The organism is Clostridium sp. CAG:221 (assembly GCA_000435835.1).
In the GTDB taxonomy this organism is placed as follows: Bacteria; Bacillota; Clostridia; order Clostridiales; family Clostridiaceae; genus Clostridium.
Window position 1 is genome coordinate 25,419 of the sequence record FR883411.1, and the last position, 13,311, is coordinate 38,729.

The 13,311-nt window shown below is 27.6% G+C and carries 18 protein-coding genes; 15 read left to right on the top strand and 3 right to left on the bottom strand.

From position 1 onward, the window contains the following. Positions 1 to 61: 61 nt before the first annotated feature. From hflX to Q5O44_RS10255, 3 genes are all read left to right on the top strand, one after another. A complete protein-coding gene (gene hflX, locus Q5O44_RS10245; protein WP_022168326.1) occupies positions 62 to 1,861 on the top strand; it encodes a GTPase HflX in 1,800 nt (599 codons plus the stop codon). A gap of 113 nt (positions 1,862 to 1,974) precedes the next feature. Next, positions 1,975 to 3,387, top strand: a complete 1,413-nt coding sequence (locus tag Q5O44_RS10250; RefSeq protein WP_022168327.1) for a PLP-dependent aminotransferase family protein — start codon at positions 1,975 to 1,977, stop codon at positions 3,385 to 3,387. Then, entirely contained in the window at positions 3,375 to 4,022 is a 648-nt protein-coding gene (locus tag Q5O44_RS10255; protein ID WP_022168328.1) for a YigZ family protein, read from the top strand. Before Q5O44_RS10250 ends, Q5O44_RS10255 begins: the two co-directional genes overlap by 13 nt. A 43-nt stretch (positions 4,023 to 4,065) precedes the next feature. On the opposite strand, the gene Q5O44_RS10260 is transcribed toward Q5O44_RS10255, so the two are convergent. Together Q5O44_RS10260 and Q5O44_RS10265 are read right to left on the bottom strand one after the other, a co-directional pair. Continuing rightward, positions 4,066 to 4,701, bottom strand: coding sequence for a hypothetical protein (locus Q5O44_RS10260; protein ID WP_022168329.1), 636 nt, complete (start codon positions 4,699 to 4,701; stop codon positions 4,066 to 4,068). Then, positions 4,698 to 5,210, bottom strand: a complete 513-nt coding sequence (locus tag Q5O44_RS10265; protein WP_022168330.1) for a flavodoxin family protein — start codon at positions 5,208 to 5,210, stop codon at positions 4,698 to 4,700. Before Q5O44_RS10265 ends, Q5O44_RS10260 begins: the two co-directional genes overlap by 4 nt. Positions 5,211 to 5,349: 139 nt before the next feature. Here Q5O44_RS10265 and Q5O44_RS10270 point away from each other — a divergent pair, with 139 nt between their 5' ends. From Q5O44_RS10270 to Q5O44_RS15265, 4 genes are all read left to right on the top strand, one after another. Further along, the gene (locus tag Q5O44_RS10270; RefSeq protein WP_022168331.1) at positions 5,350 to 5,751 is read left to right on the top strand and encodes a hypothetical protein; all 402 of its coding nucleotides are present in this window, start codon (positions 5,350 to 5,352) and stop codon (positions 5,749 to 5,751) included. 94 nt (positions 5,752 to 5,845) lie between these two features. Further along, positions 5,846 to 6,586: a YebC/PmpR family DNA-binding transcriptional regulator gene (locus Q5O44_RS10275; protein ID WP_022168332.1), complete on the top strand. Its 741-nt coding sequence runs from the start codon at positions 5,846 to 5,848 to the stop codon at positions 6,584 to 6,586. A gap of 812 nt (positions 6,587 to 7,398) precedes the next feature. Further along, positions 7,399 to 7,533, top strand: a complete 135-nt coding sequence (locus Q5O44_RS10280) for a hypothetical protein (RefSeq protein WP_302637814.1) — start codon at positions 7,399 to 7,401, stop codon at positions 7,531 to 7,533. Next, complete coding sequence (locus tag Q5O44_RS15265) at positions 7,534 to 7,773, top strand: DUF6483 family protein (RefSeq protein ID WP_366934343.1); 240 nt, start codon at positions 7,534 to 7,536, stop codon at positions 7,771 to 7,773. It abuts the gene before it with no gap. Positions 7,774 to 7,921: 148 nt separating this feature from the next. Here the strand turns inward: Q5O44_RS15265 and Q5O44_RS10285 are convergent, their stop codons facing one another. After that, on the bottom strand, positions 7,922 to 8,401 hold the full coding sequence (locus tag Q5O44_RS10285) for a GNAT family N-acetyltransferase (RefSeq protein ID WP_022168333.1): 480 nt from the start codon (positions 8,399 to 8,401) through the stop codon (positions 7,922 to 7,924). A gap of 443 nt (positions 8,402 to 8,844) precedes the next feature. Here Q5O44_RS10285 and Q5O44_RS10290 point away from each other — a divergent pair, with 443 nt between their 5' ends. From Q5O44_RS10290 to Q5O44_RS10330, 8 genes are all read left to right on the top strand, one after another. Beyond that, a complete protein-coding gene (locus tag Q5O44_RS10290) occupies positions 8,845 to 9,057 on the top strand; it encodes a chromate transporter (RefSeq protein WP_022168334.1) in 213 nt (70 codons plus the stop codon). Positions 9,058 to 9,235: 178 nt separating this feature from the next. Beyond that, positions 9,236 to 9,481, top strand: coding sequence for a hypothetical protein (locus tag Q5O44_RS10295; protein WP_022168335.1), 246 nt, complete (start codon positions 9,236 to 9,238; stop codon positions 9,479 to 9,481). A gap of 114 nt (positions 9,482 to 9,595) precedes the next feature. Beyond that, entirely contained in the window at positions 9,596 to 9,775 is a 180-nt protein-coding gene (locus tag Q5O44_RS10300; protein ID WP_022168336.1) for a hypothetical protein, read from the top strand. A gap of 880 nt (positions 9,776 to 10,655) precedes the next feature. Continuing rightward, positions 10,656 to 10,868, top strand: a complete 213-nt coding sequence (locus Q5O44_RS10310; RefSeq protein WP_022168338.1) for a hypothetical protein — start codon at positions 10,656 to 10,658, stop codon at positions 10,866 to 10,868. Positions 10,869 to 11,019: 151 nt separating this feature from the next. Continuing rightward, a complete protein-coding gene (locus tag Q5O44_RS10315; protein ID WP_022168339.1) occupies positions 11,020 to 11,343 on the top strand; it encodes a hypothetical protein in 324 nt (107 codons plus the stop codon). Positions 11,344 to 11,640: 297 nt separating this feature from the next. Next, positions 11,641 to 11,952, top strand: coding sequence for a hypothetical protein (locus Q5O44_RS10320; protein WP_022168340.1), 312 nt, complete (start codon positions 11,641 to 11,643; stop codon positions 11,950 to 11,952). 176 nt (positions 11,953 to 12,128) lie between these two features. Beyond that, positions 12,129 to 12,596, top strand: a complete 468-nt coding sequence (locus tag Q5O44_RS10325) for a hypothetical protein (protein ID WP_022168341.1) — start codon at positions 12,129 to 12,131, stop codon at positions 12,594 to 12,596. Between the two features lie 261 nt (positions 12,597 to 12,857). Beyond that, a partial coding sequence (locus tag Q5O44_RS10330; protein ID WP_302637818.1) for a GNAT family N-acetyltransferase occupies positions 12,858 to 13,311 on the top strand: 454 nt, incomplete at its 3' end.

Below are 13,311 nucleotides of genomic sequence, written 5' to 3' on the forward strand. Positions count from 1 at the left end.
GTTTTATTTATAGTATAAAATTATATGAAAGTTGTCAAGAGTATAAGTAGAGGTGAAGTAAATGATTTATGGTAATATAGACGGAATTAGAAAATCAGCACTGGAAGAATTAGAATCTTTATACAAAGCTAAGACACCTAAAGATGAAGTTTGTTCATTAAGTATAATGGAGACAATATCAAGAGTTTCATCATTTATTGAAAGAGAAATAAGTGTAGCTATAGATAGAAGAGGAAATACAGTTTCAGTTGCAATAGGAGATTCAACATCAGTTGAAATTCCTACGCTAGATATAAGCGAAAAAAAATTAGCAGGAGTGAGAATAATCCATACTCATCCAAATGGCTTTAGTAATTTATCTGCTTTAGATATAAGTGCATTATTAAAACTTAAGCTAGATGCTATTGTAGCCATTGGAATTTATGAAGGAAAGATTATAGATTGCTCATTAGGTATGCTTACAGTAATGAATGATACATTAGATTACGAAGAAGAACAGCATATAAAAGTTGAAGATTTAACTTCAATGCATATCTTAAATAAGATTGCATATATAGATTCACTTATAAAAGAAAGAGATATCATTGAAGATGAAGTTGAAAGTGCAATTTTAGTTGGATCAGATACCAAGGAAAGCCTTGAAGAATTAAAAGAACTTACTAAGGCTTGTGAAATACCTGTACTTGATTCTGTATTCCAAAGTAGAAGTAAGATAGATGCAGCATTTTACATAGGAAGAGGAAAGGTTTTAGAAATAGCTACATTAAGACAAAAATTAAGAGCTAATGTAATTATTTTTGACGATGAATTATCAGGTTCGCAAGTAAGAAACTTAGAGGCAGCTCTAGGTGCTAAGGTAATAGATAGAACAACACTTATCCTTGAAATATTTGCTAGAAGAGCTAAAAGTAGAGAAGCAAAGATTCAAGTTGAGCTGGCACAACTTAAATATAGAGCTAGTAGACTACAAGGATTAGGAACTATACTTTCAAGAACAGGTGGTGGTATAGGTACTAGAGGTCCAGGAGAAAAGAAGCTAGAAACAGATAGAAGACATATAAAAGAGCAAATCTATGATTTAAATGCTGAGCTTAAGAAAATTAAGAAAATCAGAGAAACTCAAAGAGAAAAGAGAAATAAAGAAAGCATTCCAAAGGTTTCATTAGTTGGATATACTAATGCAGGAAAGTCAACTTTAAGAAATGCTCTATGTGATGTAGCTGCCCAAAAAGAAGTGCAAGGAAAAGAAAAGGTATTTGAAGCAGATATGTTATTTGCCACTCTTGATATCACTACAAGAGCAATAATACTAAAAAATAAAGGAATAATAACTCTTACAGATACAGTTGGTTTTGTAAGAAAGTTGCCACATGACTTGGTTGAAGCATTCAAATCAACTTTAGAAGAAGTAATATATGCAGATCTTTTATGCCATGTTGTTGATGCTTCAAGTGAAACTGCCTTAGAACAAATCAAGGCTGTTGAAGAAGTTCTACATGAGCTAGATGCTTTAGATAAGAAGACAATACTTGTATTAAATAAGATTGATAAAGCAGAACCAGCACTTTTAGAAGAAATAAAAGTAGCAACAGAACATTATAATACAGTTGAAATTTCAGCTAAGGAAGGTACTAACTTAGAGAAGCTATTAGATGAAATAGAAGAAAACCTTCCATACACAATGAAAAAATGTGAATATCTTATTCCATATGATAGAAGTGATATGGTTTCTTTCCTTCATAGAAATGGAAGAGTTTTTGAAGAAGATTACAAGGAAAATGGTACTTTCATGATTGTTGAAGTAGATGATGAAAGTTATAATAAAAGTAGTGAATTTGTTATTAAATTAATAAATGAATAATGAAAAGAAGAAGCAGAAAGCTTCTTCTTTCTTTATATTAATAAATTTATAGGTTTATAAAATATTATCCATATTATATAATAGTGATAATTGAGAGAATAAAGGGGCGGAAAATGGAGAAGTTTTTAGTAGAGTTTAATGAATATGAACCTAAGTATATTCAAATTGCAAATAATATTAAAAAGCTTATTAATGATAAATATATAGTAGGAGGAGAAAAGCTTCCACCAATTAGGGGGCTTGCACAATATTTAAAGGTCAATAATGACACTATAGTAAGTTGTTATAAAAGATTGGTTAATGATGGTTATGCAGTTCAAAAGGTTGGTTCTGGTACATATGTTAAGAAACGTGATGTGATAAATTCTTTTAAGAGAGAATATTCAAGAGAAATAAAGTCTATGATAAGTTCAGAAGATGGAAATATAATAGATTTTACTGGGGAAAGTAGTAGAGAAGTGATTTTCCCTATAGATGAATTTAAGGAAGTTATCAATAAGGTTCTTGATAGAGATGGAGCAGAGGCATTAATAAACCAGGAATCATTAGGATATATGAAACTAAGGGAGACAATAAATGAAGCATTTTGGCAGGGTAGCCGTGATATAGATGATTTGCTTATTGTTTCAGGAGCGCAGCAAGGTATAGATATTGCATCTAAGGCAATGCTTAATATTAATGATAATGTTATTGTAGAAAAACCTACATATACTGGTGCCTTATCAGTATTTAAATGGAGAAGAGCTAATATTTTTGAAGTTGACATAGAAGAAGATGGTATAAATATTGAGCAGTTTGAGAAAATTCTTAAAAAGCATAAGATAAAATTTTTTTATACCATGAGCTATTTCCACAATCCTACAGGAGTAAGCTACAGTAGGGAAAAGAAGATAAAAATTTTAGAACTTGCCAAAATATATGATTTTTATATAATTGAAGATGATTACTTATCGGAACTTATTTATGATAATAACCTCCAATATGAGCCTTTTAAGAAGCTAGATGTTTATGACAGGGTGGTTTATATAAAGAGTTTTTCTAAGGTATTCTTACCAGGTATAAGGCTTGGATATATAATAAATCCTAAGGTTTTTAGGGAAGTAATGATGAGTTCTAAGGTGAATACAGATATAGCAACTTCAACACTTATGCAACGCTCTTTAGAAATGTATATTAAAGAAGGATACTGGAAAGGATATATTTCATTTTTAAAAAGTGAATATAAAATGAGATATGATTTAATGAAGAAGCTTTTAGAAGAAGAGCTTAAGGAATATGTTTCATTTATTGATCCAAAAGGAGGCCTTACCTTTTATATTAAGTTAAAAAATAAGGAAATTAATAGTGAAGAATTATTTTATAGGCTTAAGGAAAGGAAGCTATATATTACACCAGGAAGCATATTTTATACTGGTAATGATGAAGGACATTATTCTTTCAGGATAAGATATTCACAAGTGAAAGAAGAAGATATAAGGCGAGGAATAAATATTATAAAAGAGGAGCTGGACAAATGTCGTATATAACTATACGTGATTATGGAGAAGATAGATTTATTGAAAAAAAGTCTGAATTTATAGGATATGCAAAGAGAGTAGAAAATGAAGAAGAGGCAAAAGCCTTTGTTAATGAAATAAAATCAATGCATAAGCAAGCACGTCATAACTGTTGGGCATATGTAATTGGTGAAAATATGGGAATCCAAAGATACAGTGATGATGGAGAGCCACAAGGAACAGCAGGAATACCTATTTTGGAAGTTATGAAGAAAAGTGATATAACTGACTGTGCAGTGGTGGTAACAAGATACTTTGGTGGAATACTTCTAGGAACAGGAGGACTGACTAGGGCGTACACTAAGGGAGCATCTATAGCCTTAAAAGCTGGTGGCGTTGTTGAAAAAGTACAAGGAGTAGATGTGGCCTTACATTTAGATTATGACATGATAGGTAAGGTTCAATATGTATGTGGACAAAATAATTGGCACATAGAAGATACTGAGTATACTGATAAGGTAATTGTTCATATATTAGCAGAAGTTTCTGTAAGTGAAGTTATTGAAAAAGAAATGACAGAAGTATCTAATGGTAAGATAATTGTAGAAAAAAGTGATGAAGACATATACTTTAAGGAAGATAATAGACTTTATAAAATCATATAATAAAAAGATAGCAGTACTTTTAATGGTATTGCTATCTTTTTTATTATTCTAAAGAGCATATGTCTTTTTTCTTTAAACCATTTTTTTTGGCCACAGCAGTCCAGGAGTTATTGCCTTGAAATATATATAATCTTTTAGGGAAATTTATAGATGCATAAATGTTAGAGCATACTCCATCATTTAATATGTTGATACATAAAGTGTTTATGGCTAGACCTATATCTTTCTTTATAGCGTGTCCAAGTTCCACATTAGGAAATTCATTGGCAACAGGGCCTCCACCTATACCTAAGCCTTGGGCAAAGATAAGGTTACATTTATGACACCAGTTTTCAATGATTTTTAAAGCAATTCTATTTTGTTCTCCTTCATAAAAACCACAATTACTTATGGCATAAACCCTTATATTATGATTTTCATTGGCTTTAAAATAGATTTCTAAAGCTTCTAAAAATCTTAAAAAGTGTGAAGGTAAAGAATCAATGTAAAGAGGAAAGGCAAGTACTATGGCATCAGAACTATTAAGGGTTTCTAATGAGCGAATAGGTAGTATGCCAGCACGAGCATTAAATTCATATATTTCATTATTTTCAGCAAGAAGTTTTTTGATTTCTTTTAAAAGGTAATCAGAGCAACTATTTTTTGCTTTAGGACTTCCGTTAATAAGACTTATTTTCATAAGATAGCCTCCTTTAATTCTTTAAAAGATGCAATGTCTTTGGAGAAATAAACATTAGATGAACTGCCGTTAAAATTAATAAGATTAGCAGTAACGAGTTCTTTCATTGTTTCCTTTTCTTCTTCGGTGATATTTTCTCCATAGGCATAAACTGAAAGTTTAAGCTTATTTTTATAGCGAGAAGTATGATGCATTTCGTTGTTGCGTATGGTGAAATAAGGGAGAATATAGTTTATACTTCTATCTAAAACATTTTTAACAAATGGGCTATAGCAACCGTAGCAACATCTTGTAAGAATTATAATTTCATCACATTTAGAATAAAGAGAACCTAAATTTCTGTAATTATCTTTTAATATGCATCTGCAAGGAGTTTTAATCCAACAGCTAAAGCATCCTATACATTTTTCAATGGTTCCATCATTGGATATTATCTTAATATCATTGTTTATCTTAGGTAAAAGTGTATTTAATTCATTTTGTGTCAAGTCATGAATCAATACCTTCAATTTTCCTCACCTCTAATAAAGTTCTTTCATATTAAGTAACTATATGGTTTAAGTTATATTTATATAAGTAAAATTAATAATATACTATATTATACAAAAAAATAAAAAATTAAGAAAAGAATAATTATGAGGTGGTATTATGAAAAGTAAAAGTAATATAGGAAAGATTATAATATCTCTACCTATATCCATAGGGTTAGCATTATTTATTTCCGCTAACATATTAAATACTACTGTAAAGAATCATTATATTAAGATTTATGGACTGTATGGCAACAATATAGCTATAGCAGATATTGAAGAGTTGTCACTGAAAGACACAATTCCTACTATTAATAAGAGGGTTAATGGTATAATGCTAACCAATGGTAAGAGAAAAGGATATTTTAACCTTGATGGTAAAAATGCAAGATTATACTTATATAATGATGAAAGCCCTTTTATATATATTAAAACACCAAAGGATCAATATTATATTAATTTAATTACAGCTGATGAAACAAAGACATTTTATAATGAAATAATGAAAGAAAAAAGTTGAAAGTAAATACTTAAAATAGAAAATTGTTTAATTAGAATAAATATGATATAATGGAAGCAGTTTAATAAAATAATAATTTAGGAGGATGAAAAAGATGTCAGGACATTCAAAATGGCATAATATACAAAATAAAAAAGGGAAAGCAGATGCAAAAAGAGGAAAAATCTTTACAAAGATAGGTAAAGAAATAGTGCTTGCAGTTAAGAATGGAGGTCCTGCTCCGGAAAATAACCCTAAATTAAGAGATGCTATAGCAAAAGCTAAAGCAGCAAACATGCCAGGAGATACAATTCAAAGATCAATTAAGAAAGCTTCAGGAGAACTAGCAGCAGTTAACTATGAAAGCATAGTATATGAAGGATACGGTCCATCAGGAGTTGCTGTAATAGTTGAAACTTTAACAGATAATAAAAACAGATCAGCTGGTAACGTAAGATCAGCTTTCACTAAAGGTGGCGGAAACATGGGAACTACAGGATGTGTAAGCTTCATGTTCCAAGAAAAAGGTGAAATAGTTATTGAAAGAGCAGACTTAGATGAAGATGAAGTTATGATGATGGCTTTAGATGCAGGTGCAGAGGACTTTAATGCAGATGAAGAGGAAGTATTTGTAATAACTACTACACCAGAAGACTTCAGTTCAGTAAGAGAAGAGTTAGAAGCTCAAGGTTTAGAATTCTTAGAAGCAGGCGTAAAAATGATTCCAGATACATACACTGAAATTAATGAAGATGATGCTAAGAAGTTCCAAAAGATGTTAGACTTACTTGAAGATGATGATGACGTTCAAGAAGTTTACCACAATGCTGAATTCCCAGAAGGATGGGACGAGTAAAAATTATGAATTATGAGTGATGAATGATGAATTTATTGCTGATTCATAATGTTGTGCATTAATAGAAATGTAAAATTAAAAATGAAAATATAAGTTCATAGCAATATGAATTAATTTAAGTTTTTAATTAGTAATAACAAAGAGAGTTAAAGCAGTTTTATTTAGAGATAATTTAGATGAAACTGCTTTTTTATATTAAAAATTTATAACGCTTTTATACAAAGACAAATAAATTTTCTTAACGTATGTTCCACTTCAGGAATAAAGAGTTTCTAAGACTCATTCAGATATTTCCTCCAACATTATATTATTCTGATAGCTAAAGGAAACAATTCTTCATTACACTCGGAGTTGTAGAAATAGTGATATAGACACTTTCTATGAGGGATTACTTTATAGAAGGTGTCTTTTTTCTTAACGTATATTTTGCTCCATTAATAATGAAATACTAAAATAAAATTTTAATCATTTCTTCGTTTTTATTATTCATTAGATTAAAGGAAACAACTCTTCGTTACTCTCGAAGTTGTAGAATTGATGATATAGGCACTTTCTATGAGGGTAAAACTTCATAGGAGGTGCTTTTTATTTTGCTTTGAAAAACTATGATTCCTTCAGTAGGATATACTAAAAATTTATAACTCGCTAACGCACAGACAAATAGATTTTCTTAACGTATTTTCCAATTTAGGAATAAAGAGTTTCTAAGGCTCATTCAAAATTTTATTGATGTTGCAGAGTTGATGGTATATAATTTTGTAAAAAAGTATTAAATTATTTTTAGATAATATGCTATAAAATTTTTATTAAAGATGGTGATTAATATAAATATAGAGGAATTAATTAATGAACTTGTAAAAAATACAGGAAAATCATTATTGCAAAAAGAAGAAGATAACAATGAAATAATAAATTTAGATGAAGTTGATTCATCTGACTATATATGAATACTTTTAAAAAGCCTTGTTCTAAAACATGAGTATAATAAGGCTGAGAATATTCTTTTTGAAGAAATTAAGAAAAATAAATCTGAAAAAATTTATAAAATTGCACTTGATTTTTACGATTTATTAATGGATCAAAGCGATGATAAATTGAAAAATGGTAACTTTTCAAGAGAGGAAATTTTTCAAGGTTTGAAAGATGTGAATATAATTTTTAATAAAGAGAGTCTTACAACTATATAAGAGTCTACACTGAAATTAAATGGACAGATACCTGTCCGTTTTTAATATAACATAAAATTAATAATTATCTTTAAATCCTAATGGATAATTAAAGAGTAACATTGGTGCTCTTTAAAATTATACTATAACACTAAATTAACAGTTAAATTTATATATTTAACTCCATTCTTCTATTCCTAGTTGACATGCCTAATGACTCATAAAATTTAATTGCATTTTCATTAAAATCCCATACATTTAACTGTATTGAAGAAGCCTCATTGGATTTTGCATAGTCTACAATATGAGTGAATAGCATTTTACCAATACCTCTTTTTTGATAGGTTGATTTAATACAGAAATCATCTACATAAACAAACTTTAATGGAATAAGTATATTTAGATTCCTTGTAGTCATGATTTGTAAAATACTATATCCTATTAACTCATTGTTATCAGTATTTTCAACTACAAATAAATTTGTATTATTACTGTTCAATAGCTCTTCAAATTGCTCCTTTTTAAATGGATTGTCAACATTTAAATAAACATCTGGTCTATTTAGAACATGCAAATCATGAATCTCTTTAACTAAATTGCTAATAGCAATATAATCATTAGTATTCCCTTCTCTTATTTTTAAGTTCATAAAAATTCCCCCTTTTATCGTACTAAAAAATTATGCTTTATTTTCTCTTTATATATTAACATAAGAATGTGTTTTTTTACATTAAAATACAAATATAGCATTTTGTATTTAAAATGCAATAAATATAATGATTGATGGAGAATTGCATATTAAGCATTACTGAGGTATTGATATGCCTCATCTTCTATTTTCTGTTAGGATGTAGTATGAGCAGACAATGGGATGATGCAAATTTCAATTTATTGATACTTATGAAAATATACAAGTAATAATATGAAGTGAATAAGGTAGCTTTACATAGATATTGTAAGGATACCTTAATATTTGTATATTAAGATCTGTTTTAATTGAAACCTATTTTTGGGGGAGGCATAATTTAATATCTTTAATAAAGGATTTTAAACTTAAAAGACTAATATATAACCATAAGGGGGTATTTTGGTATGAGTATTATTCTAGATTTGTTTCTTACTTTCGCCAAGATTGGATTATTTACTTTTGGTGGAGGATACACAATGATTTCAATGATTGAAAATAACTGCGTAGAAAAGAAGAGGTGGATTACACATGACGAAATGATGAATGTTACAGTAATTGCTGAATCTACTCCAGGCCCAATTGCTATTAACTGCGCTACTTTCATTGGATATAAATAGGTGGGTATTATAGGTGCTTTGGTTGCTACATTGGGTAATGTGCTACCATCTTTTGTAATGATTTTAATTATTTCTAAGTTCTTTTTTCTGTTTTTGGTATAAAATAGATATAACGATTGATGAATAATTGTATTTAATTGCTCAACAATAAAGTTTTGGATTAAAAAGGTGGAACTATATGAAAAGTTGCATTGAGAAATTATTACCAATAATAAGTGTTATTATATTAGCTTTAGGATTATTCAAGATTATGGATTCAGGTATTGCATTGTCAATTGCAGTAATAATAGGGGGAGTATCAACTATATTAAATGGATATTCTTTGTACGTAAAGAATAAGAAAAAAGAATCAATTTCATTAATTTTAGGTGGCTTTCTTGCAATTATTCTTTCAATACTATCAGTGTTTTTTAGCAAACTATAAAATACTATTAAGTAATAATATTTTATGAGTAATTTAAAATTAGTACCACTGAAAAGGCTGTCCAATAGACAGCTCTTTATATTAAATTATTTATGAATTTATGGAGGAAACTATATGAATGAAAACAATAATAAAGGTAGCATATTAGTTTTAATAGGACTAGTAATAGTAACCACGGTGAACATTTTAGATAAACTGATTGAATTAAATGAATTTGTTGCAGTGGGACTAGATTTAATTGCTCTAGTATGTTTTATTGTTTATTTAGTGAAATTTTTTAGAAATAAGAAGTAAGAGGCCGTTGAATATCTCAGTGTATTAAAAAGTAGTAGTTATAGAAGTAAAGTGAACAAGCTAATTTATTCGGTCTATTTTATAAAAATTTTAACTTGATTTATGATATATATAATTAAAAAATAAGGCTATGTTTTAATATGATGTTGAAATATAGTCTAAAAAAATTATAGGTGGGATTGTTCACCTATAATTTTCAATATACGAATAATAAGATTTTATAATTTTCTATTTAATTTTAGTGATTCTTAATTTTTATATATATTTTCTTTAATAATATAAATAGAGTATATATAATAAATAAATTAAAAAATAAACATAATATATTAATATTCATTCCGTTATTTCCATCAAATATATTGTTAAAGAGTTGAGAACTTCCTTTATTTCTCTGATATATTGACCAATAGTTAAATGGAAACCCAAAATTGTATACTTTTATAGCCCCATTTTCTGATATATTGGCTGGTATAATAAAAGAAATAATGAAAAATATTAATACGCTTAATTTAAATTCATAAGTTTGAATTCTTCTCATTTCCTTCACCTTTCCACAATGTTATAATGCATATTTTATTACTATTGTCCATTCAATTATAGTTTTGTATAATGTTTATTATAACATATTTTACAAAATATCACATATATTATATATACATTGGCTCTCTATTTTTTAAATTTTTTACGTTGATATATGAATGTGTTACATTATTTTGTGCCATAAAGTTTTTAGCCTTAATTTTCTATTAAAATTGTTATGGAGAGTATTAATATGTTGAAGATAATACTAAATGTTGGATTTGATTCTGAAGAAATATATTGTATTATGGAAGATTTTAATGAAGAAAAATAATACTTATTTTTAGAATGGAGGGGTTATATGAGAATTTGCAAACAATGTAACAGTGAAATGATAGAAGGATTTAATGTTAAAATGGATGGAGCCGGTTATGGAATAAAGATAGTGAAAACTGATGAAGTAATAATTCCAAAAAGCATAGGAAAAATCAAAGCTTGTATTTGTCCTAAATGTGGAGAAGTATTTTTGTATATAGAAAATTTGGAAAAGTTGAAAAAATATATTGGTAAATAAATTTAACGAAAGTTTTAAGTGTTCAGAATGTGATTGTTATAATTTGAAAATAATAGTTGAAAAAGAAAGTAAAAGTTATAATCATGTAAGTGGTATTTTAGGAGCTAAATGCTTTGTGTTATAATAAATCAGATGATATAAGTAAATATATATGATTTTTGCAGAAGATGTGAATGGTATACAAAGGATAGAAAGGAATACTTTAATTATGAATAATGATGAAAAAGAAATTAAATTAGAGAGTATTGAAAATCATGGTTGTAATGATAAAATAGAGGAATTTATAGTAGTGCAGAATGCTGGACTTGATTCTGAAGAGATATATTATACAGGGTTTAGTGAAATTGAAGCTTATAGAACTTATAAGAGAATCAAAGGTGGAAAGAAAAATATTTTTAAAGCATATATTAAAAGAGATTTAGTGTTTAATGTGCCCTTTATTGATACATATGAAATCATAGAAGTAATAAGATAAAATCATAATAAGAATAGAATTAAGGTAGATTTACATAGATATTATAAGGCTACCTTAATATTTGTATATTAGAATCTGTTTTAATTGTAATTTCTTTTTTTGAGACATAATTTAATGTTTTTAACAAAGAGTTTAAGGTTAAAAGACTAATATATATAAGGTAAAAATATTTTAATTTTACTGTTTTTGGTATAAGATAAATATAATGATTTATGAACAATTGTAATTTTATACGAATTAGTTGATTATTAAAATTCTTATTGTATAAATCAATTATAGTATATTGGAGGAGGTAATGTGAAAAAAAGAAAGATAGGAATAGGTACAACTTCTTTAGTGTTATTTATTATAGGTTCTTTATTTGCCTTTACATTTAATAAGGTTTGTATAGGAGATAATATTTTAAATTATATTGGGTTAAAATCATGGTCTAATGGAAATCAAGGAACACATTATACAATATTCTACTCTCTATTATTTTATATTCCATCATTAATTATTGGTTATAAGTTTAATGATAATTTTGGTTCTAAAGTTGGTAATATACTATCAACTATTATGGTAACAATTATAATAGTAACTTCGTTACTTTTTACAGCCATTATCTAAATTTAAATTTTGATATTAGTAAAACAATCTGAATATATTGCGATTTAAAATAAAAGTAGACAAGATTACTATTTGTCCACAAATTTAAGAAGAGTAATTATTGGAACATTAAGAATTCAAAATTGCTTTATATAATATATTGAACTAATAATCTTATAATTTATGAGGAGATTTAAATGAATAAAAGGATATTTTTTAAATTAGGATTAGTGTTATTATCTCTGTCACTTGTGGCATGTGGACAGAAGAATAATTCAGAAGGAAAAGAAGATTCTTCTAAATCAAATGCAAGTAATTCTATTAGCATTACTCAAAATTCTGAAGGAGACAGTATAAACACTACATCTTCCACTGTTGAAAATTCAGAAGATAATAACCATGAAGATATGCACCAAGATATTCAATCAAATATAGAACAATATACTCAAGAGGAATCAACTGAAGATGAATACTATACAATAATAAAAGATGCTTGGCAGAAACAAAAGGATTATATTAAATCTATTGAGGACTCTAAAGTAAAACAATCAGTACAAACCTCAAGGTCTGCTGCTATTATGGAAGCAAATAGATTGCTTATAGAACATCCAGAAGATTCAGATGCAATAAATTCAAGTTTAAAGAGGGTTCTTAATGATGAATAATTTTAACATATTACGAACTAGAGACCAGTGAGTTAGAAATCACTGGTTTTTTAAATTCTGTATATATTATCAACATTATTTTAAAACAGAGCCTTATATTAATAAGATTTGTTTTGATAAACTGTTGATATTTCATTAATTATACTAAGTGGTTATAATATACAATATAACTATTATTTAGATGGTATGTAATTTGAGAGTTTATTAAAAATGTTACTGGATTTTTAAGAGTAATAATTTATGTTTGTGAGAGGTTAGAGGATGAATTTTAGAATTGCTAAGATGGATGATTTACCACAGCTTAAAGTGGTATATGAAAATATAATTAAAGAAATGAATTGCAACAATATTAAGATTTGGGATGAAATATATCCTTGTGAATTTTTCAAGGAGGATATTGAAAATAAGTGCCTGTATCTTTTAGAGAAAAATAATACAATAGTTTCAGCCTTTGCTCTTTGCAAATCAAATGCAGGGGCAAAGCATCTTAAGTGGGAAAAAGAAGAGGCTGAAGTATTGTATATTGATCGACTTGGGGTAAATGTTGATTATTTAAAGCAAGGAATTGGTGGCATAATGCTTGAAAAAGCTGTGGAATTAGCAAAAGAGAATGGGGTTGAATATTTACGTCTTTTTGTTGTGGATATAAATCAGCCAGCCATAAATCTTTATATAAATATTAATGTCAAGACTATTTTGAACAATTGTGCCAATA